This is a genomic window from Enterobacter cloacae complex sp. P16RS2 (assembly GCF_014982155.1).
GTDB lineage: Bacteria > Pseudomonadota > Gammaproteobacteria > Enterobacterales > Enterobacteriaceae > Enterobacter > Enterobacter cloacae_M.
The window spans coordinates 78945-100124 of record NZ_JADCKW010000006.1; the positions used below are offsets into that span (position 1 = coordinate 78945).

The following is a 21180-nucleotide window of genomic DNA, read 5'->3' on the forward strand; positions in this document are numbered from 1 at the left end:
AATTATTTAGGGTATAACGCCGAAAACGAAAAGCCAGGTCACAACTCTTTTCTCGCCAGATTGCGTCCGCTATTGGCCCATGTCAGGCTCGGCAAATGTCACTTTTACATAACTTCCGCAGGTTGAATGAAACGCAGACTCTCTTTTCAGGTAAAGCTGTTTTTAGCGCTGGTGTGCTTCTCCTGCCTGCTGTTAGTTCTGCTGGGAACAATCCTGTTCCATTTTATTGACCGACAGCTCCATCACGATCTCGGCCAGCGTGCCCGGGTTCAGGCCAGCCAGATTGCGCTGATGCCGGGTCTGGCGGCCATGGTCGCGGCCAGAGATATCCCCGGCATCGCCCGGTTAATTCAGCCGCTGCGCGCCGAAAGCGATGCCAGCTACATTGTGATTGGCGATACCGAGGAGCAGCACCTCTATCATTCGGAATCCCCGGAGCGGATTAATTTACCGATGATCGGCGGGGATAATGCGGAGGTATTAAAGGGCAAAACCATTATTTCCGTGCGTCAGGGCGGGATTGGCGTGTCACTACGCAGTAAAGCGCCCATCTTCAACGCGCGGCATCAGGTGATTGGTATTGTCTCGGTCGGCTATCTGACCTCCTATATTGCTAATATTAATGCCCGCATTCTCTGGCAGTCCGGGCTGTACGGCGCTGCGCTTCTGCTGCTGCTGTTTATTTTCTCCTGGCTGTTTACCCGCAATTTAAAAAAACAGATGTTCCGGCTGGAGCCGAAAGATATCGCTCAGCTGGTCTTGCAGCAGCGCGCCCTATTAGAAGCCATGTACGAAGGCGTATTTGCCGTTAATAGCGAGAAGCAGCTGATTTTAATTAACCGCGCGGCACGCGAAATGCTGGATATTCGGCAAAATGAGAAAGAACTTATCGGTAAACCGCTGGAGGACATTCTGCAGACGGCGCCGGGCTTTTTATCCCAGCGCTACGCCTCGTTGAGCAGCGGGAGCCACGACCAGATTGCGGTGCTGAACCAGCGCGAGGTGATCGTCAACCGGGTAGCCATTGAGGTCGAACCGGGCGTTGAAAGCGGTTGGGTCTACAGCTTTCGCGACAAAAACGACATTAACACGCTCAGCAGCCAGCTCAGTCAGATCAAACGCTATGCGGATAACCTGCGCATTATGCGCCACGAACAGCTGAACTGGACCGCCACTCTCGTCGGGTTACTGCAGATGAAACACTATGACGAGGCCATCCGTTACATTCAGGTGCAGTCAGAGGGCGCGCAGCGCGTGCTGGACTTTGTCTCAGCCCATTTTGTCTCCCCGGCGCTGTGCGGGCTGCTGCTCGGAAAATATGTCAGCGCGCGCGAAAAAGGCATCGAGCTGCTGTTTGACCCCGCCTGCCAGCTCACCCGCATGCCTGCCGCGCTGAGTGAAACGGAGCTGATGTCCATTATTGGTAACCTGCTGGATAACGCCGTGGAGGCGACACTCAACGCCCCGGTTCACGCGCCGGTAGAACTCTACATTTCTGACCGTAACCAGGAGCTGCTGATTGAGGTGGCCGACCGGGGCTGCGGGGTGGACGATGCGTTGAAGCCGCACATTTTCCGCCAGGGGTTCAGCAGCAAGCCGGACAGCGAAAACGACATTGTGGGCACCGAGCACGGTATTGGCCTGTTCCTGGTGGCAGGATATATCGACAAGGCCGGCGGCAGCATTGAGATTGCCGACAACACGCCGCAGGGCACGATTTTTTCTGTGTTTATACCTATTCTACTCCCCGATCAACAGGGCTAAAGCATGAGCACCACCCGACCACTTGACGTTGTGATAGTTGAAGATGAGCCGCACCTGGCGGAGCTGCATCGCGAGTATATCGAGCAGAATTTCCATTTGCGCGTGGTGGGCATCGCCGCGTCGATTAAGCAGGCATGCAGCCTGATTCGTCAACATCAGCCTCGGCTTATCCTGCTGGACAACTATCTCCCGGACGGTAAAGGCGTGGAGCTCATCGATAATCCGCTGCTGAAAAGCTACGAATGCTCGGTGATTTTCATCACCGCCGCCAGCGATATGCAGACCTGCAGCCACGCCATGCGCAGCGGCGCGTTTGACTACCTGATTAAGCCCGTCTTTTTCCAGCGCCTGCACGCCTCGCTGGAGCGGTTTATGCGTTTTATCCACACCGTGCAGCAGGTGAAGGTGGTCGACCAGCATGCGCTGGATCGCCTGTTTAATCTGCCCGCCGCGGAAGCCTCCATTACGCCGTCGACGAAAGGCATTGAACCCCAAACGCTGGAACGGATTAAACGCCTGTTCGCCGAGCATCCCGACGATGCGATGTCGGTTGAAGAGGTGGTGGAAAACGTGGGGATCAGCAAAACCACGGGGCGTCGCTACCTTGAATACTGCGTGGAGAGCGGGTTAATCAGCATCGAAATGCTGTATGGCAATATTGGTCATCCGCGAAGGTTATACCGCAAAGCGCCCGATAAACCGTAATCCAGAACCGTTCGGAGGCTAACGTTCGCGGATTTTATGGTGTTAATTGCTGAAACGACGGCGACAATCACACTTCGGAATCATTGCTTGCTTCACCCTCTTGTGGGTGGAACCCGATACGCTATGTTGACAATTAGTTCCTCAAATGTAACTAAAAGGTTAACTATAATGTCGAACACGTTCCGAATTTCTCTGCTTACCGCTACTGTACTGTTCTCTGCTTCTGCACTGTCTGCCCTGCCGCAGGGGTATCCTGCTGAGTATCAAAAAGTTGTTGATGCCGCAACGAAAGAGGGCAAAGTTGTTATTTACTCCACCACCGACATCAAGGCCGCCGGGCCGCTGATCCAGGGCTTCGAAAAAACCTACCCGGGCATTAAAGTCGAATACAACGACATGAACAGCACCGAGCTGTACAACCGTTTCATCAGCGAACAGGCCTCCGGCGGCGTGAGCGGCGACGTGGTCTGGAGCTCCTCTATGGACACCGGCCTGAAGCTCGCCACCGACTACGCCATGGAGTATAAATCGCCGGAGCAAAGCCAGCTGCCGAAATGGGCGGTCTGGAAAGATAAGGCTTACGGCACCACCTATGAGCCGGTGGTCTTTATCTACAACAAGCGCCTGATCCCGGCCGGCGACGTGCCGGATTCTCACGCCGCGCTGGCGAAGCTGATTGCCAGCCAGACGGACAAATTCAAGGGCAAAGTCACCACCTACGACATCGAAAAATCGGGTCTGGGCTTTATGCTCTCGGTGCAGGATCACAACGCCGATCCAAACTACTTTAAGACCCTGGCCGACGTCGCCAAAGGTGGCCTGTCGGTGCAGTCGTCTACCGGCACCATGATGGAGCGCGTCTCCTCCGGTGAAAACCTGATTGGCTTCAACATCCTCGGCTCCTACGCGGAAGCGCGCGCGAAGAACGATCCGTCGCTCGGCATTTCCTATCCAAAAGATTACACCCTGGTGCTGTCGCGCGTGTCGTTCATCAGCCAGCAATCGCAAAACAGCAACGCCGCGAAGCTGTGGCTGGACTATGTGCTGTCTGAACAAGGGCAAAGTATTCTGGCCAATCAGGCAGACATTCCCTCCATTCGTAACGATATCGAAGGGAAAAATGATATCGACGGCCTGACCAAAATCCTCGGCAACGCGCTGAAGCCAATTCCGGTTGATGAAACGCTGCTGGAATACCTGCAGCCGAAAAAACGCCTGGAGTACATCAAAGAGTGGCGTACCGCCGCCGGTAAATAAGCGTCTGAGCGTGGCGCAGGCCGCCGCGCTCCCTTATCGACTGAGTTCGTTTTTCTGGGCTGCAACACCAGGGATACCCCATGAATACATTACGCAGAAAGTGGCAAAGCCTGCCGCGAGGCATCGTCGTGCTGATAACCGCCCTGGTTATCTACACGCCGCTGTCGTTTATCGTGATACAGAGCTTCCTGTCCGCCCCGTTCTTTTCGCCGTCAAAAGAGTGGAGCTTTGAATCATTTGAGTTTATTTTCACCGACCCTGATTTTTATAAGGCCCTGAAAAGCGGCTTTATTCTTGCTTTCGGGCTGGTCTTTATCTCCATTCCGCTGGGCGGCGTGCTGGCGTTTCTGATGGTGCGTACCGACCTGCCCGGCCGCCGGTTGATTGAGCCGCTGATCCTGGTCCCGATTTTCGTTTCACCGATGGTGCTGGGCTTCGGCTACGTGGTGGCCGCCGGTCCGGTGGGCTTTCTCTCCCAGTGGGCTCAGGCGCTGATTGGCTTTGTGCCGTGGAATATCTACGACATGTCGAGCATTGTGGTCATTGCCGGCCTGACGCACGTCCCGCACGCCTATCTGTATATCTCGTCAGCGCTGCGCAGCGTGGGCTCGGATGTGGAAGAAGCCGCGCGCACCGCGGGCGCGTCGCCCTGGCAGGTGATGACCTCCGTCAGCCTGCCGATGGTGCGCCCGTCCATTCTGTACGCCACCGTGCTGCTGTTCTTCCTCGGGCTGGAAGTGTTCGGCCTGATGCTGGTCCTCGGCGACCCGGAAGGCAACATGGTGCTGGCGACCTATCTCTATAAACTGACAAACAAGATGGGCACCCCATCCTATAACCTGATGGCGGCGGTTGCCGTGGTGCTGATCTGCATCACCATCCCGCTGGTGATGCTCCAGCGTCGCCTGATGCGCACCGCCAACCGCTTCGTCACCATGAAGGGTAAGGCTTCGCAGGCCCGCGCGCTGCCGCTGGGTAAATGGCGCTGGGTGGCTGGCGGAGTGATTGCTTTCTGGCTCACCGTCACCATCGGCGTTCCGCTGCTCGGCGTGGTATTGCGCGCGTTTATCTCCAACTGGGGCGTGGGCGTTTCGCTGTGGGACGAGCTTTCTCTGAACACCTTCCGCACCATCTGGGCGCAGCCCAACCTGCTGCGCGCCATCGTCAACTCCATGGCGATTGGCGTCATTGGCGGCGCGCTGGCCGTGGTGTGCTACCTGTTTGTCGGCATTGCCATGCACCGCAAGCCGGACAACACCACGCGTTTCCTGGACTACAGCGTGCTGGTGCCGCGCGCCGTGCCTGGCCTGCTGGCGGGTCTGGCGTTCCTATGGGTGTTCCTGTTCCTGCCGATGTGGCTCGATAACTCGCTGAAATCCGGCTGGCTTTCCGGGTTCGCCTGGACCGACTGGATGCGCGAAAACGTCATCGTCTGGCTGCGTTCGCTGCGCAGCACCATTTTCAGCGTCTGGCTGGCCTATACCGTGGTGTGGATGGCTTACGGGCTGAGGCTGATCTCTTCCACGCTGCTGCAGGTGGGGCCGGAGCTTGAAGAAGCGGCGCGCAGCACCGGGGCGACGCGCGGGCAGATCACCCGCCACGTCACCATCCCGCTCTCCCGCTACGGTCTTATCGGTTCGTGGCTGCTGATGTTCCTGATCTTTGAGCGCGAATATTCAACGGGTGTGTACCTGCTTTCACCCGGCACGGAGACCATCGGCTCGATGCTGGTTTCCCTCTGGGCCGCGGGTGCCATCGATATCGTGGCGGCGCTCTCTTTCATTAACATCCTGCTGGTCGTGGTAGGTCTGGGCATTGCCCTTCGTTTCGGAGTGAAAATACATGATTGAATTAGCGGTTGACGATCTGCACTTAACCTACGGCGACAATCCTGTTTTAAAAGGTGTCTCCATGAACCTGAAGCGCGGCGAAGTGGTCTCCCTTTTAGGCCCCTCCGGTAGCGGTAAAACCACCCTGCTGCGCGCCGTTGCGGGTCTGGAAAAACCGACGCAGGGGTCGATTATCATTGGCAAAAATAAAGTTTACGACGGTACGCCGCGCAGCGAGGTCCCGGCGGAAGAGCGTAACCTGGGGCTGGTATTCCAGTCCTATGCCCTATGGCCGCACAAGACCGTGTTTGAGAACGTGGCCTATCCGCTCAAGCTGCGCAAAGTCCCGGCCAAAGAGATCCAGCAGCGCGTGCAGGACGTGCTGGACCAGCTGGGTCTGGGCCATCTCGGCAAACGTCACCCGCACCAGCTCTCCGGCGGGCAGCAGCAGCGCGTGGCGATTGGCCGGGCGCTGGTGTACAACCCGCCGGTGATTTTGCTGGACGAACCGCTCTCTAACCTCGACGCCAAGCTGCGCGAAGAGGCCCGCGTGTTCCTGCGCGAGCTGATTATCAAGCTCGGGTTATCCGCGCTGATGGTGACGCACGACCAGAACGAAGCGATGTCGATTTCCGACCGCATCCTGCTGCTCAACAACGGCAAAATTGAGCAACAGGGCACGCCGCAGGAGATGTACGGCTCGCCGAAAACGCTTTTTACCGCCGAGTTTATGGGCAGCAACAACCGCCTGCACGGCAAGGTTACCGAAGTGCGCGAAGGCAAAGCGCGTATCGAAGGCAAAGGCTGGGTGCTGTGGGGCCAGGCCGGTGAAGGGGTGCAGAGCGGTGATGACGCCACGGCGGTGATCCGCGTCGAGCGCGTGGCGGTAGTCGAGGGGCCAGGGGAAAATCAGCTTGAGCTGCCGCTACTCACCAGCATGTATCTCGGCGACCGCTGGGAGTACCTGTTCCGCACGGTCGGAGATGATTTTGTTATTCGTGCGTATGGGCATGAGGTTCGGGATCCGCAGCACTGCCATCTTTCGCTGCCTGAGAAGCATGTTTGGGTGTTCCCGAAAGGGTGATGAGTCAATATTAATCTGTCATGGCCCGGTGACGCTTCGCTTACCGGGTCGACGGGATACAGGAATGTAGAGAAGCCGAGGTCGGCGATATAAGTCATTTTTTAATCAGGAGAATTCGTTTGGCGAGTAAAAACGAAGATCTGAGGCGGAGTCAGTCCCAAGAGTTTGCATTGTTACGGCTTCGATCTTGGCATTAGCAAGTTCAAAAAACAGGTTATCTAACTCAAGTTAAGCGTGCCCCAGGTTATCACTGTTATTCGCCAGCTTCTGAGTGATACTAACCGCCTTATCAAAAATCCCTACCACTGCTGCTGTGTTTGCCAATACACCAGCCATAACATTCCCTGCCTAAGATTTATTGAAGATTAACGCTCACCACTTTACCGCATAACCTTCTGTTATGAAACGTAGTTTCACTTAGGTCTAATACTTGTTGCGCATGTTGTTATTGATTGTTAAATAACCTTTGTGATTATTTCCATAACAAGCAGAGGAACTTATTAAGCAATATACCAAGGCTTTTTACTACAGAAAGACAGCGTTTCTCCTGTTGTAATAAAGCGAGGCAAATTGCAACGCAAGCAAAGTAGTGTAACGCAGTGGCAACACTAGGATATTTCATGCAGATCTAATGAAATTATTAGGTAGCTAATAGTTCCACTCAGCGAATCTGTAATAGAACCGGGGATATTTTCAGCAGGAGAATGTAAAATGTGAGGATAAAGAGACGGGACACCCACGGGGCAGGTTGAGGAAATGAAGAAAGTTTTACTATGTGTTGTGGCACCTGCTGCCGCTGGCGACTCATGCGGGGAGAATCACGCTTCAACTGACAGAACAGACCGAAACCGCCAACGGAAAAACACTTTGCCGCTACGAAAATTCTATATATAGCTTCACAATTACCCGGGACGGTAAACATTATGCCAGTGTGAAAACGTTCTCTAGTGATGATCCTGATTAGTTATCCTGGGTTTCGGGATGTTCGCGATCAAAGATTCAGGATAAGCAACTTCTTGCTTCAGACGCTGCCACTCTTTTTTAAGGATACCTTGAGTCAAGATAGTTGCGGAATCCAGAAGAAAACCTAACTCATTGTTTATATTTGAAATTATAACCCCAGGTGTAGCACCCTGAGCACTTAGTACTTTTTTTCTAATCTTATCAAGTAAATCCCGAAGATCGTTATGCTCTTTAGGATTTAATCTAAATTTTATACGTATATGTCTTTCTTGGTGTTCTCGATCTCTAGCGCCATTTTCTTTTGAGAAATCATCAAGCATCTTCTGCACTATTTCATTTCTTTTAGCTTCTATCTTCTTTTCATCTTTGATTTTTTCAATGTTCCCCTCAAAAGCAGCATTTAGCAAAACCTCAACACGTTCAGAGGTAGTATCTTTTATAGCCTGCCATTTCCACACTATTTCTTGAGATTGCGCAATATGTATAGCCATATCAGAACGTAACTCATCAATCCATTTTTGGCGTTTTTCTGCGATAAATGATGCTGTGGTTCGATTCGATACAAGCTCTTGAATATCGAGAGTATCTCGAGTATTTTTCGCAGCATAGCGCCAGCCAAGAATAGCGATAGCCGCCTGTAGCGACACTCCTATAATAGTTGCAAATACCTGCCATACTAGTGATGAGTCCCCAGCCATTGAGCTTAATTCCTATATATTTATTAGTTGTAGGTTTTGGGATGATTATATTACCAAAATAATTAATCAATAGAAGCCACTTAGCGCCGTGTTGCGCATACCAACATTAAGCGCCGAAGGCATATCATCAGAATTGTCAGTTAACCGCTCTCTTATCGAGTACCGATCATTTATGGCTCGGTGAACACCACGGCAGAGCCAGCCCCTTTTCCGGACTGGTTAGGCTTCCCAACATTTGCTCGTTTATCCGTGGCGTGTCATCACGACAGGCTGTTACGGGGCACCGCGCTAAGTGTGGAACGGTTAAAAGTTTCAGGAATGGATTACTGCCTTAGTGAAAGGCTTTGTTTTCTTGTTGGACTATCACGGTAAGACACTGGAACGACCGCCAGCGTTTTGATAAGCTTCCTGATCACTACTCACCAAATCGCGGTAGTTACCAAGGTAGAACGTCGAGAGGGTTCTCAACAGCGCTTACAGAGCACCTCCCTCTAAGCACCGGAAACATAACGCTTTTTTAGCTGATTTTGAGTGTAAAAAATCGCTGGAGCGGGCGAAGGGAATCGAACCCTCGTATAGAGCTTGGGAAGCTCTCGTTCTACCATTGAACTACGCCCGCTTTGAGGTGCGTAAGGCATTATAGACCTTACGCACCTTCATACAAGCCTCTTCACAACTAACAGGCGATAAAATAATCACTTAGCACTTCGGTTTGCTGCCGGGCGCAGGCAGATAACGCTGCGGATCGATGGCCGTCGCCTTATAGCGAATCTGGAAATGCAGCTTCACCGCGTCCGTACCGGTGCTACCCATGGTGGCAATCTTCTGCCCGGCTTTGACGTTTTGCCCGTTGTTGACCAGCATCGTGTCGTTGTGCGCATAGGCCGTGATGTAGTCTTCACCATGCTTAATCATGATCAGGTTACCGTAGCCGCGCAGCTGGTTGCCGACGTAAACCACCTTCCCGGCTCCTGAGGCATAAACCGGCGTACCGCGTGCAGCCGCGATATCAATACCCTTATTGCCACCTTCAGAGAGCGAGTAAGGGGCGACCACTCTACCGCTAGCCGGCCAAATCCAGCAGCGCTGTCCAACCGGCGGCCAGGACGATTGCGGCACCTGATAAGACGGCGTCACTTTAGCGGTTTTACCTTTCGAAGAGGATTTTTTGCCAGAGGACGATCCGCCGCTCACCTTCAACTTCTGCCCCACCTCGATGGTGTAGGGTGGAGAGAGATTATTCAGCCGCGCCAGATCCTTCACGCTGGTCCCCGTTGCGCGCGAAATTCGATACAGGGTGTCCCCGCGCTTAACGGTATAGACCGAACCGGAATAGCTTCCCGTATCCGAAGATTTGCTCCCTGAACAGCCCGCCAGCAATAGCGTCAGCGTCAGGCAAAAAATGGCGGTGATGGGGTTTCTCGTCAGGCTTCCTGCAAACAAAACAGATCCTCGGTCAGCGTGAATGGCGCACTATGATAACAGCCAAAACGAACAGGGGTCATGCCCTTTTCCGCTCTACGCGCCAAACCGTTCGTATAAGAATGCAGTATAATGATCCGGCTGATGGTGCTGAACCACTCGGCATTTTGGCACTGGAGCATGAATGAGTATTCAAGAACACGTTATTTTGGTAAACGACCAGGGAATGGTGATTGGCACTCAGGAAAAATATGCCGCGCACACCTTACATACCCCTCTGCATCTGGCTTTCTCCTCCTGGCTTTTTAACGCAAACGGCGAATGTCTGATCACCCGGCGCGCCTTAAGCAAAAAAGCCTGGCCCGGCGTCTGGACCAACTCCGTCTGCGGCCACCCGCAGTCCGGCGAAGAGACGATACAGGCGATAATCCGCCGCTGCCGCTTTGAAGTGGGCGCTGAGCTAACCGACATCACCGCCGTCGCCCCTGAATTTCGCTATCGGGAAACCGACCCGTCCGGGATCGTGGAAAACGAAATTTGCCCGGTATTCGCGGCCCGCATCACCAATGACGTGACGATAAACGAAGATGAAGTGATGGACTATCAGTGGGTTGAGCTGGACGCGTTATTCCGCGCGCTGGACGCGACGCCCTGGGCCTTTAGCCCGTGGATGGTCATGGAAGCGACAACCGCCCGCGAAAAACTCAAAGCCTTCGCGGCGCAATAAAAAAGCCCCTTTCGGGGCTTTTTTTACATCTTAACGCCTTATTTCACCGGGCGCATCGCCGGGAACAGGATCACGTCGCGGATGGTGTGGCTGTTAGTGAACAGCATGACCATACGGTCGATACCAATCCCCAGGCCCGCCGTTGGCGGCAGACCGTGCTCCAGCGCGGTCACATAGTCTTCGTCGAAGAACATCGCTTCGTCGTCGCCTGCCGCTTTCGCGTCAACCTGATCCTGGAAACGCTGAGCCTGGTCTTCCGCATCGTTCAGCTCGCTAAAGCCGTTGCCGATTTCGCGGCCACCGATGAAGAATTCGAAGCGATCGGTGATTTCCGGGTTCTCGTCATTACGACGCGCCAGCGGAGAGACTTCAGCCGGGTACTCGGTGATGAAGGTCGGCTGAATCAGATGCGCTTCGGCCACTTCTTCGAAGATCTCGGTCACGATACGGCCCAGACCCCAGCTCTTTTCAACCTTGATACCGATGTTTTCCGCGATCGCTTTCGCAGAATCGAAGTTATCCAGGTCCGCCATGTTGGTTTCCGGACGGTATTTCTTGATCGCTTCGCGCATGGTCAGTTTTTCGAACGGCTTGCCGAAGTCGAAGACTTCTTCACCGTAAGGAACCTGCGTGGTGCCAAGAATGTCCTGCGCCAGGGTGCGGAACAGGGATTCGGTCAGCTCGATCAGATCTTTGTAATCCGCATACGCCATATAGAGTTCCATCATGGTGAACTCTGGGTTATGACGAACGGAGATACCTTCGTTACGGAAGTTACGGTTGATTTCGAACACGCGGTCGAAACCACCGACCACCAGACGCTTCAGGTACAGTTCCGGCGCGATACGCAGGTACATGTCCAGGTCCAGGGCGTTGTGATGGGTGATGAACGGACGCGCAGACGCGCCACCAGGGATCACCTGCATCATTGGGGTTTCCACTTCCATAAAGTCGCGGTTGACCATGAACTGGCGGATACCGGCCATGATCTGGGAGCGAATTTTGAAGGTCTTACGGGATTCATCGTTAGAGATGAGATCCAGGTAGCGCTGACGATAGCGCGCTTCCTGATCCTGCAGGCCGTGGAATTTGTCCGGCAGCGGGCGCAGGGCTTTGGTCAGCAGACGCAGTTCGGTGCAGTGGATAGACAGTTCACCGGTTTTGGTTTTGAACAGTTTACCTTTTGCGCCCAGGATATCGCCAAGGTCCCACTTTTTGAACTGCTCGTTGTAGATGCCTTCCGGCAGGTCGTCACGGGAAACGTACAGCTGAATACGGCCGCCAACGTCCTGCAGGGTCACGAAGGAGGCTTTACCCATGATACGACGGGTCATCATGCGGCCTGCAACGGCCACTTCAACGTTCAGCGCTTCCAGCTCTTCGTTCTCTTTAGCGTCGAAGTCAGCGTGCAGTTGGTCTGAGGTATGGTCACGACGAAAATCGTTCGGGAACGGCACGCCCTGCTCGCGCAGCGCTGCCAGCTTCTCGCGGCGGGTTTTCAGTTCGTTGTTAAGATCGACTACCGCGTCAGCGCCCTGTGCTTGTTGTTCAGACATGTTGGTTCCTCATAACCCTGCTTTCAAACTTGCTTCGATAAATTGGTCCAGGCTGCCGTCCAGCACCGCCTGCGTGTTGCGGGTTTCAACCCCGGTACGCAGGTCTTTGATGCGGGAGTCATCAAGGACGTAAGAACGGATCTGGCTGCCCCAACCGATGTCGGACTTGTTGTCTTCCATCGCCTGTTTCTCAGCATTTTTCTTCTGCATCTCCAGCTCATAAAGCTTTGCTTTCATTTGCTTCATGGCCTGGTCTTTGTTCTTATGCTGGGAACGGTCGTTCTGGCACTGTGTTACCAGCCCGGTTGGAATGTGGGTAATACGCACCGCCGATTCCGTACGGTTAACGTGCTGACCACCCGCGCCGGATGCGCGGTAAACGTCGATACGCAGGTCCGCCGGGTTAATTTCGATATCAATATCTTCATCAACTTCCGGATAAACAAACGCGGAGCTGAAGGAGGTATGACGACGGCCACCGGAGTCGAACGGGCTCTTACGCACCAGGCGGTGAACGCCGGTTTCGGTACGCAGCCAGCCGTAGGCGTAATCGCCAATGATCTTGATGGTGACGGATTTCAGACCCGCAACTTCACCTTCAGACTCTTCGATAATTTCGGTTTTGAAGCCGCGCGCTTCTGCCCAGCGCAGGTACATACGCGTCAGCATGCTGGCCCAGTCCTGCGCTTCGGTGCCGCCAGAACCTGCCTGAATATCGAGATAGCAGTCAGCGCTGTCGTATTCGCCGGAGAACATACGGCGGAATTCCAGCTGCGCCAGCTTCTCTTCCAGCACGTCGAGTTCTGCCACGGCTTCGTTAAAGGTTTCTTCGTCGTCGGCTTCGACGGCCAGCTCCAGTAAACCGGAAACATCTTCCAGCCCCTGGGCCATTTGATCCAGCGTATCTACGATAGCTTCGAGAGAGGAACGCTCTTTACCCAGCGCCTGTGCGCGTTCAGGTTCGTTCCAGACGTCCGGCTGTTCCAGCTCGGCGTTTACTTCTTCAAGACGCTCTTTCTTGGCATCGTAGTCAAAGATACCCCCTAAGAACGTCAGAGCGCTCCGTGAGGTCCTGAATACGGTTTTTTACCGGATTAATTTCAAACATGGTCTGTTTTCTTTTATGGACTTGTCAAAATGCGGTGATAAGAGCGGGATTGTACCGAATCCACGCCCTTTTTTATAGAGATTACTGCCGCTAAATTGGCCAGATATTGTCGATGATGATCTGCAGGGTGCGGTTACCGCGAAACTCGTTGATGTCCAGTTTGTACGCCAGCTCGACCTCGCGCACGCCGTTGTCCGGCCAGATGGAGGTATCGACGTTGAAGGCAATGCCGTCCAGCAGCGGTCCGCCGCCCACGGGCTCGACCATCACTTTCAGATGACGTTCGCCGACGATACGCTGCTGCAGCAGACGGAAACGACCGTCAAACAGCGGTTCCGGGAACATCTGCCCCCACGGACCGGCATCGCGGAGCATTTGCGCCACGTCCATCGTCATCTCAAGCGGTGAAAGCTCGCCATCTGACACCACTTCCCCCTGCAGCAGGGCCGGGTCAATCCAGTCGGTGACAAGCTCACCAAACAGACGCTGAAACTCGTCGAATTTCGCCTCTTCCAGAGACAGGCCAGCCGCCATCGCATGGCCGCCGAACTTGATCATCAGACCCGGATACAGCGTATCGAGACGCTCCAGCGCATCGCGCATGTGCAGCCCCTGGATTGAGCGGCCAGAGCCTTTCAGCGTGCCGTCACCCGCGGGAGCGAACGCGATCACCGGCCGGTGGAAACGTTCTTTAATACGCGACGCCAGAATGCCCACCACGCCCTGATGCCACTCGGGATGGTACATCGCCAGGCCGCCCGGCAGCGTATCGCCGCTGCGTTCAAGCTTTTCGCACAGGGTCAGCGCTTCGGCCTGCATCCCCTGCTCAATCTCTTTGCGGGTCTGGTTCAGCGCGTCCAGCTCGTTGGCCAGCACGCGCGCTTCACCGATGTTGTCGCACAGCAGCAGCGCCACGCCGACGGACATATCGTCCAACCTTCCGGCTGCGTTAAGACGCGGCCCGAGAGCAAAGCCCAGGTCGCTTGCCGCCAGCTTGAGCGGATCGCGGTTGGCAATCTCCAGCAGCGCCTTGATCCCCGGACGGCACTTGCCCGCCCGAATGCGGCTTAGACCCTGCCAGGTCAAAATGCGGTTATTAGTATCAAGCGGCACCACGTCCGCGACGGTACCCAGCGCCACCAGATCGAGATATTCGGCCAAGTTAGGTACGGCAATACCGCGGGAGTCGAACCAGCCCTTATCGCGCAGCAGGGTACGCAACGCCAGCATCAGATAAAACGCTACGCCCACGCCTGCAAGTGATTTCGATGGGAAATCGCAGTCGCGCAGGTTGGGGTTAATAATCGCTTCCGCATCCGGCAGCGTTTCGCCCGGCAGGTGGTGATCGGTGACCAGCACCGGGATCCCCAACGCGTGAGCATGATCGACCCCCGCATGGGAAGAGATCCCGTTATCGACGGTCATGATCATCTGTGCGCCAAGGGCGTGGGCCTGATCGACCACTTCCGGGCTGAGGCCATAGCCGTCTTCAAAACGGTTCGGTACCAGATACGTGACGTTATCGCAGCCCAGCGCGCGCAGGCTGAGCACGCTCAGCGCGGTGCTGGTTGCGCCGTCGGCGTCGAAATCGCCCACCACCACAATCCGCGTTCCCTCACGAAGCGCGTTGTAGAGCATTTCAGCGGCTTTTTCGATACCGCTCAGCTGCTGCCACGGCAGCATCCCTTTCACGCTGCGTTCAAGATCCTCAGCGCTACGCACGCCGCGGCTGGCGTAGAGGCGCTTAAGCAGCGCCGGGAGATCGTGCGGTAAATCAACGGGTTCAACCGCCTCGCGGCGGCGCAATTTTATTGGGGCTTTCACGCGGATTATTTACCACCAAACTGTTTCTGGTGCGCGTCGAGGAACTCTTTCATCTCTTTTGGTCCCTGATAGCCCGGAACGACATAGCCGTTGCTCAGGACAATCGCAGGCGTACCGCTCACGCCAAACTGCACGCCGAGCGCGTAGTGGTTAGCGATATCAATGTCGCAGGAGGCCGGCTTAACGCCTTTGCCGTTCATCGCGTCGTCAAACGCTTTGTTACGGTCTTTCGCACACCAGATCGCCTTCATGTCCTGCTCTGGCTGGCTTTGCACGCCCGCGCGCGGGAAGGCCAGGTAACGCACGGTAATGCCCAGCGCGTTGTAGTCTTTCATCTCTTCATGCAGCTTGTGGCAGTATCCACAGGTGATGTCGGTGAAGACGGTAATGACGTGTTTTTCCTGCGCTGCTTTATAGACGATCATCTCTTTTTCGAGCGCGTTCAGGTTTTTCATCAGCAGCTGGTTGGTGACGTTCACCGGCTGCGCGCCGCTCACGTCGTACATTGGCCCCTGAATAATGTGTTTGCCGTCTTCGGTGACGTACAGCACGCCGCTGTTGGTGAGTACCGTTTTCATGCCGGCAACCGGTGCTGGCTGAATATCGCTACCAGTGACGCCAAGCTTAGCCAGCGACTGTTTGATGGCGGCGTCGTCCGCATGGGCGAAACCGGTAAATGAGGCTGCCAGCAGGGTGAACAGCGCGAAAGACTTTTTCATATGTGATCCTGTTACAATTCGTCGGCACTCACGCACGAGGGTGGTGCTGTTGGTGTAGCTGCCGCAGGCGTTCCGTCGCGACATGGGTGTAAATTTGCGTTGTGGAAAGATCGCTGTGCCCCAGCAGCATCTGCACCACGCGTAAATCAGCGCCGTGGTTTAACAGATGCGTCGCGAAGGCGTGACGCAATACGTGCGGCGAAAGCTTTTCACTGTCGATACCCGCCAGTGTGGCGTAATGCTTGATGCGATGCCAGAACGTTTGCCGCGTCATCTGCTGGGCGCGCTGGCTCGGAAACAGGACGTCGATAGACGTACCATTGAGCAGCCACGGACGACCATGCTCAAGGTACGTTTCCAGCCAGTAAACCGCCTCTTCACCCAGCGGAACCAGCCTTTCCTTGTTTCCTTTACCAATGACGCGCACCACGCCCTGACGCAGGCTGATGTCGCTCATCGTCAGGCCAACCAGTTCCGAAACGCGCAAGCCGGTAGCATACAATAGCTCAAGCATGGCTTTATCGCGTAACTCCAGCGGCAGGTCAACAGCCGGTGACTGTAATAATCTCTCAACTTGTGCTTCGCTGAGATCTTTCGGCAGCCGCTGCGGAAGCTTAGGGGATGCCAGCAGCGCGCTGGGATCGTCTTCACGAATCTTCTCACGGTAGAGATGCTGGAACAGCCGACGCATGGCGCTGAGCAAACGCGCGGAACTGGTAGCTTTGTAGCCCCCTGCGATACGTTCCCCCAGCAGCGCCTGCAGGTCGTCACGCTGCGCGCTCGCAAGGGATAACCCCCGGTGCGCAAGCCATTCCACCAGCATGGTGAGATCGCGACGGTAGGCGCTGAGGGTATTCTCGGCCAGATTTTTCTCCAGCCACAGCGCGTCGAGAAACTGTTCGATCAGTGCGAGATCCTTTTCCACATCAGCCCCTTTGATTCTGCAGTCAGGCCATTATGCCTGATTGCGACCGGTTTCTGGTACACTACGCGCAAAGTCAAAGCAAGTATTGAGATAGTTACGCGATGAATATTGGTCTGTTCTATGGTTCCAGCACCTGCTACACCGAAATGGCGGCAGAGAAAATTCGCGACATCATTGGCCCGGAACTGGTGACGTTGCATAACCTGAAAGATGACGCGCTTACGCTGATGGAGCAGTATGACGTGCTGATCCTCGGCATCCCGACATGGGATTTCGGCGAGATACAGGAAGACTGGGAAGCTATCTGGAACCAGCTCGATACGCTCAACCTCGACGGCAAAATCATTGCCATGTACGGCATGGGGGATCAGCTGGGCTACGGGGAATGGTTCCTGGACGCGCTCGGCATGCTGCATGACAAGCTGGCGCCGAAAGGCGTGTCGTTTATCGGCTACTGGCCAACCGAAGGTTATGAGTTCACCAGTAAAAAACCGATTATCGCCGACGGCGAATTGTTTGTAGGACTCGCGCTGGATGAAACCAACCAGTACGATCTCAGCGATGAGCGCCTGCAAAGCTGGTGCGAGCAGATTCTGGGCGAAATGGCTGAAAAGTTTAGCTAACGCGCATTACCCCTGCGTCGTTTGTTGCAACAGCATCCGGCGCAGGTCCCGCCACTCGGCAGCATCCATACTGTCAGCCGCCAGCCACAGATGCTGGCAACGCCCGCCGTCCACCTTGCGTAACCGTAACATCATGCCGCAGTTGAGCATCCAGGGCATACCGAGAATATCCCACTCTTTACCCTGCCAGCGCAGGCGGGAATCCATCAGTAATTTAATCTCTCCCTGACGGGCATTAATGCGGCGCTGGCTGCGTACGCTGTCAAAAACGACAAACGACAGTAACAGCAACCACAGCGGCGTATAGCTCAGCGGCCACGGCATCAGTAAAACAAAGGCCGCAACCAGGCCGTGGAGCAATAAAGACATCCACTGCGAGCGCCACGAGACGCGAAGATCAGATTGCCACAGGACCACGTTCCCGATTCCGTGTTTGAATTAATTGCACCATCCGTTGCAACTCGGTGTCGGCGGGTTTGCCGTGGTTCATCAGCCAGTTGAATAAATCCGGATCGTCAGACTCAAGCAGGCGAACAAACAGACGCTTATCATCATCGCTTAAGCTGTCATACTCATATTCGAAGAAAGGCATGATGGAAATATCAAGTTCACGCATGCCGCGACGGCACGCCCAGTGAATACGGGCCTTGTTGTTAATATCCATGTTCAGTTTCCTGCATTACGTTTGGCACAGTCGGTACCCCGTTCAGTCTTCTTTATTTCTCTACGGGGACACCAGCTAGTGTAACGTGTTTTTGACCGTTTCATTACTGGAATATTGCGATCGCCGAGCAGGCTTCCAGAATAATCCCTACAAAGACAGCGGATTACATTATTTTGCGTAGCGCTACGCATAACCAGTTTAGGGCACAAATGGTCTGTTGAAAGCGCTTGCATTGCCTGCAGGCTCTTTTACCATTAGGCATTATCAAAGCGTTAAGCAATTCAGGATATCGTTATGGCATTTACACCATTTTCTCCTCGCCAGCCCGCCGCCTCTGCGCGTCTGCCGCTGACGCTTATTTCTCTTGATGACTGGGCGCTGGCAACGCTCACCGGTGCCGACGCCGAAAAATATCTGCAGGGCCAGGTGACCGCCGACGTCAGCCAGATGACCGAGCATCAGCACCTGCTGGCCGCGCATTGCGACCCAAAAGGCAAAATGTGGAGCAACCTGCGTATCTTCCGCCGTCAGGACGGCTTTGCCTTTATTGAGCGCCGCAGCCTGCAAGAGGCCCAGCTCAAAGAGCTGAAGAAGTACGCGGTCTTCTCCAAAGTCACTATCGCCCCGGACGACGAACATGTCCTGTTGGGAGTGGCCGGTTTCCAGGCGCGTGCGGCCCTGAAAAATCTCTTCAGCGAACTGCCGGATGCAGAAAAGCAGGTGGTCAGCGAAGGCGCAACCTCCATCCTGTGGTTTGAACACCCGGCGGAGCGTTTCCTGTTAGTCACGGATGCGGCAACGGCCGAACGCGTGACCGAAGCGCTGCGCGGCGAAGCGCAGCTCAACAATAGTCAGCAGTGGCTGGCGCTGAACATCGAAGCGGGTCTGCCGGTGATTGACGCAGCAAACAGCGCGCAGTTTATTCCTCAGGCAACGAACCTGCAGGCACTGGGAGGTATCAGCTTTAAAAAGGGCTGTTACACCGGCCAGGAGATGGTGGCGCGTGCAAAATTCCGCGGCGCAAACAAACGAGCGCTGTGGACGCTGGCGGGCCATGCCAGCCGTGTACCTGAAGCGGGTGAAGACTTAGAGCTGAAGATGGGTGATAACTGGCGCCGCACCGGCACCGTGTTAGCCGCCGTACAGCTGGATGATGGACGTCTTTTGGTTCAGGCCGTCATGAACAACGACATGGAAGCCGACAGCGTGTTCCGCGTGCGTGACGATGCGAACACGCTGAGCATCGAGCCGTTGCCATATTCGTTAGAAGAGTAATCGTATCCAGGTGCCCTCCCTCTCCCTGTGGGAGAGGGCCGGAGTGAGGGCAACCGCCAGCACGGTGGAAAAAACTACACCTGCCCCACGTACAAATAGATCGCCAAAAAATGGCATACGCTGCCGCCCAGCACAAAGCCGTGCCAGATGGCATGGTTGTATGGGATGCGCTTGCAGACGTAGAAAATCACGCCGAGCGAGTACACCACGCCGCCTAAGGCCAGAAGCGTCACGCCCCCTACCGACAGTTTGACCGCCAGTTGATACACCACAATCAGCGACAGCCAGCCCATTGTCAGATAGGTGACCAGTGACAGCACCTTAAACCGGTGCGCGATGGTCAGCTTAAACAGGATCCCCAGCAGTGCCAGGCTCCAGATAACAATCATCAGGCCACGCGACAGCGGTGAGTTGAGCCCCACCAGCAAAAACGGCGTGTAGGTGCCTGCAATCAGAAGATAGATAGCGCAGTGGTCAAACTTCTTGAGCCACATTTTGGCCCGCTGATGCGGGATCGCGTGATACAGCGTCGAGGCCAGGAACAGCAGGATCATACTCCCGCCATACAGGCTGTAGCTGGTAATGGCCATCGCGCTGGCATTGGCGTCCACCGCCTGCACCAGCAATAACACTAAACCGACAATCCCAAACACCAGGCCAATGCCGTGGCTGATGCTGTTGGCTACTTCCTCAGCCAGCGAATATCCCTGTGCGATTAATGGTCTACTCACCATACAAAACTCCGGGAAAACAAAAGATGATTATTCATCGCATAACTATGCTAACTGAGAATGATTCCAGTGAACACCTGTTAGCTAAAATAAAGTTAAACATGACGTTTCTAAATTACAATCAGACAGTTACACTTTGATTTCAGCGAACGTGCGTTTCGATTTTGATTATAAACATTTAAAATCAATCACATAAAACTGGTTCTGTCTGGGGTAGATCTCTGCGATCACGCTTTTCAATGCATCCAGGGTCATGTTCTCCTGTTCAGCGTGTTTTAGCGTCAATGTATCGAACGTAACGGTTGACGTTCCTGTTACTTCGATGGTGCAAAAATAACCATCATCCTCATAACGCCCCACCCGCAGGATATCGCCGGTTTTGAAATGGGATTCACTTTTATCCCGGATAGTGATGGTTTTACGTCCGGCCAGAATGTCGTCCTGAAAGCGCTGAAAAAAAGTGATGTCGTTTGGCTGCATGTTATTATTCCCTGAAGAAAAGTCTGATGAGTGAGTGTAGCCATTGTGAGCATGTTCTCCCATTCCGCCATTGCCAGTCTCAATAACCTGGAGATGATGGTCTACAACTATGTCATAAAAAATCGTGACAAAGTGATGTACATGACCATCCGCGAGCTGGCGGATGCGGCAGACGTCTCAACCACGACTATCCTGCGCTTTTGTCGCAAGCTTAACTGCGAAGGCTATTCTGAATTCCGCGTGCGCTTTAAGCTTTATCTTGAACAGAACGAGCCCCAGCAGGCAAACTTCGGTGCCAGCGAAATTATCAGCTTTTTTAAAAGCGTGAATAATGAAGAGTTCGATGCGTTATTAGATAAGGCGGTTGATATTATTTTATCGTCAGAGCGAATTATATTTGTCGGTGCCGGAACATCGGGTTCGCTGGCAAAATATGGCGCACGCTTCTTTTCTAATATCGGGAAATTCAGTAATCATATTGATGATCCTTATTTCCCGGTCACCAATGATATGGCGAAAAATGCGCTGGCGATTGTGCTTTCCGTCTCGGGCGAGACCGAGGAGATCCTGCGCTTCGCCAGCCAGTTCAGCCTGCATCACTGCAAGGTGCTCTCTATTACCAGCCACGAGCACTCGCGTCTCGCAAAACTGGCGGACTTTAATCTCTCCTGGCATGTTCCTCAGACGCGTATTGCAGGCGTCTACGACATCACCACGCAAATTCCCGTCATTTATATTCTGGAATCTCTCGGACGTAAACTGGCGAAGAAACTCACAGAATAAAACACCCTGTTTTTTTGATGTGACAAATCACATTTACTGTGAA

20 protein-coding genes and 1 tRNA gene are annotated in these 21180 nt (G+C 54.3%); 9 read left to right on the forward strand and 12 right to left on the reverse strand.

Annotated features, from left to right (window positions below):
- The first annotated feature begins 126 nt into the window (after positions 1-126).
- The 5 genes from INF68_RS02505 to INF68_RS02525 all read left to right on the forward strand — a co-directional run bounded on the left by INF68_RS02505 (position 127) and on the right by INF68_RS02525 (position 6639).
- Positions 127-1764, forward strand: a complete 1638-nt coding sequence (locus tag INF68_RS02505; protein WP_126785820.1) for a sensor histidine kinase — start codon at positions 127-129, stop codon at positions 1762-1764.
- A gap of 3 nt (positions 1765-1767) precedes the next feature.
- A complete protein-coding gene (locus tag INF68_RS02510; RefSeq protein WP_126785819.1) occupies positions 1768-2469 on the forward strand; it encodes a response regulator in 702 nt (233 codons plus the stop codon).
- A gap of 168 nt (positions 2470-2637) precedes the next feature.
- Positions 2638-3726: an ABC transporter substrate-binding protein gene (locus INF68_RS02515; protein WP_126785818.1), complete on the forward strand. Its 1089-nt coding sequence runs from the start codon at positions 2638-2640 to the stop codon at positions 3724-3726.
- Between the two features lie 80 nt (positions 3727-3806).
- Positions 3807-5576, forward strand: a complete 1770-nt coding sequence (locus INF68_RS02520) for an iron ABC transporter permease (RefSeq protein WP_023309073.1) — start codon at positions 3807-3809, stop codon at positions 5574-5576.
- On the forward strand, positions 5569-6639 hold the full coding sequence (locus INF68_RS02525) for an ABC transporter ATP-binding protein (RefSeq protein ID WP_126785817.1): 1071 nt from the start codon (positions 5569-5571) through the stop codon (positions 6637-6639). Before INF68_RS02520 ends, INF68_RS02525 begins: the two co-directional genes overlap by 8 nt.
- 944 nt (positions 6640-7583) lie before the next feature.
- On the opposite strand, the gene INF68_RS02530 is transcribed toward INF68_RS02525, so the two are convergent.
- The 3 genes from INF68_RS02530 to actS all read right to left on the reverse strand — a co-directional run bounded on the left by INF68_RS02530 (position 7584) and on the right by actS (position 9743).
- Positions 7584-8300, reverse strand: a complete 717-nt coding sequence (locus INF68_RS02530) for a hypothetical protein (RefSeq protein WP_109844608.1) — start codon at positions 8298-8300, stop codon at positions 7584-7586.
- 545 nt (positions 8301-8845) lie between these two features.
- Positions 8846-8919 (reverse strand) — tRNA-Gly (locus INF68_RS02535).
- 80 nt (positions 8920-8999) lie between these two features.
- Positions 9000-9743 carry an amidase activator ActS gene (actS, locus tag INF68_RS02540; RefSeq protein ID WP_126785816.1) on the reverse strand — a complete coding sequence of 248 codons (744 nt, stop codon included), beginning with the start codon at positions 9741-9743 and terminating at the stop codon, positions 9000-9002.
- Positions 9744-9906: 163 nt separating this feature from the next.
- Between actS and idi the strand changes: the two genes are divergently transcribed.
- Positions 9907-10449, forward strand: a complete 543-nt coding sequence (idi, locus tag INF68_RS02545) for an isopentenyl-diphosphate Delta-isomerase (RefSeq protein ID WP_023309093.1) — start codon at positions 9907-9909, stop codon at positions 10447-10449.
- A 38-nt stretch (positions 10450-10487) separates the two neighbouring features.
- Here idi and lysS read toward each other — a convergent pair whose 3' ends face one another.
- The 5 genes from lysS to xerD all read right to left on the reverse strand — a co-directional run bounded on the left by lysS (position 10488) and on the right by xerD (position 16581).
- The gene (gene lysS / locus INF68_RS02550) at positions 10488-12005 is read right to left on the reverse strand and encodes a lysine--tRNA ligase (RefSeq protein WP_109844607.1); all 1518 of its coding nucleotides are present in this window, start codon (positions 12003-12005) and stop codon (positions 10488-10490) included.
- Positions 12006-12014: 9 nt separating this feature from the next.
- Positions 12015-13113, reverse strand: a protein-coding gene (gene prfB, locus INF68_RS02555; RefSeq protein WP_096151315.1) for a peptide chain release factor 2 whose coding sequence is annotated in 2 segments (ribosomal slippage) — positions 12015-13037 and positions 13039-13113 — 1098 coding nt in all. Because the reading frame shifts where the segments join, the coding sequence is not laid out codon by codon here.
- Positions 13114-13203: 90 nt separating this feature from the next.
- Positions 13204-14937, reverse strand: coding sequence for a single-stranded-DNA-specific exonuclease RecJ (gene recJ, locus INF68_RS02560; RefSeq protein WP_126785815.1), 1734 nt, complete (start codon positions 14935-14937; stop codon positions 13204-13206).
- 5 nt (positions 14938-14942) lie between these two features.
- Positions 14943-15656 (reverse strand): bifunctional protein-disulfide isomerase/oxidoreductase DsbC, encoded by a 714-nt coding sequence (dsbC, locus tag INF68_RS02565; RefSeq protein WP_029740340.1) that lies wholly within the window; start codon positions 15654-15656, stop codon positions 14943-14945.
- Positions 15657-15684: 28 nt separating this feature from the next.
- Complete coding sequence (gene xerD / locus INF68_RS02570) at positions 15685-16581, reverse strand: site-specific tyrosine recombinase XerD (protein WP_023309098.1); 897 nt, start codon at positions 16579-16581, stop codon at positions 15685-15687.
- A gap of 101 nt (positions 16582-16682) precedes the next feature.
- On the opposite strand from xerD, the gene fldB reads away from it, so the two are divergent.
- The gene (gene fldB / locus INF68_RS02575; protein ID WP_126785814.1) at positions 16683-17204 is read left to right on the forward strand and encodes a flavodoxin FldB; all 522 of its coding nucleotides are present in this window, start codon (positions 16683-16685) and stop codon (positions 17202-17204) included.
- 6 nt (positions 17205-17210) lie between these two features.
- Here fldB and INF68_RS02580 read toward each other — a convergent pair whose 3' ends face one another.
- Both INF68_RS02580 and sdhE read right to left on the reverse strand, forming a co-directional pair.
- Positions 17211-17621 (reverse strand): protein YgfX, encoded by a 411-nt coding sequence (locus tag INF68_RS02580; protein WP_021242050.1) that lies wholly within the window; start codon positions 17619-17621, stop codon positions 17211-17213.
- Positions 17602-17868 (reverse strand): FAD assembly factor SdhE, encoded by a 267-nt coding sequence (gene sdhE, locus INF68_RS02585; protein WP_010435322.1) that lies wholly within the window; start codon positions 17866-17868, stop codon positions 17602-17604. The genes INF68_RS02580 and sdhE overlap by 20 nt, the downstream gene beginning before the upstream one ends.
- Before the next feature lie 294 nt (positions 17869-18162).
- Between sdhE and ygfZ the strand changes: the two genes are divergently transcribed.
- Complete coding sequence (ygfZ, locus tag INF68_RS02590) at positions 18163-19143, forward strand: tRNA-modifying protein YgfZ (protein ID WP_063144937.1); 981 nt, start codon at positions 18163-18165, stop codon at positions 19141-19143.
- A 74-nt stretch (positions 19144-19217) separates the two neighbouring features.
- On the opposite strand, the gene INF68_RS02595 is transcribed toward ygfZ, so the two are convergent.
- Together INF68_RS02595 and yqfB are read right to left on the reverse strand one after the other, a co-directional pair.
- The gene (locus INF68_RS02595) at positions 19218-19877 is read right to left on the reverse strand and encodes a hemolysin III family protein (RefSeq protein WP_023309101.1); all 660 of its coding nucleotides are present in this window, start codon (positions 19875-19877) and stop codon (positions 19218-19220) included.
- A gap of 165 nt (positions 19878-20042) precedes the next feature.
- Positions 20043-20354 carry a N(4)-acetylcytidine aminohydrolase gene (yqfB, locus tag INF68_RS02600; RefSeq protein ID WP_126785813.1) on the reverse strand — a complete coding sequence of 104 codons (312 nt, stop codon included), beginning with the start codon at positions 20352-20354 and terminating at the stop codon, positions 20043-20045.
- A gap of 51 nt (positions 20355-20405) precedes the next feature.
- Here yqfB and INF68_RS02605 point away from each other — a divergent pair, with 51 nt between their 5' ends.
- The gene (locus tag INF68_RS02605) at positions 20406-21137 is read left to right on the forward strand and encodes a MurR/RpiR family transcriptional regulator (protein WP_032660101.1); all 732 of its coding nucleotides are present in this window, start codon (positions 20406-20408) and stop codon (positions 21135-21137) included.
- Positions 21138-21180: the final 43 nt, after the last annotated feature.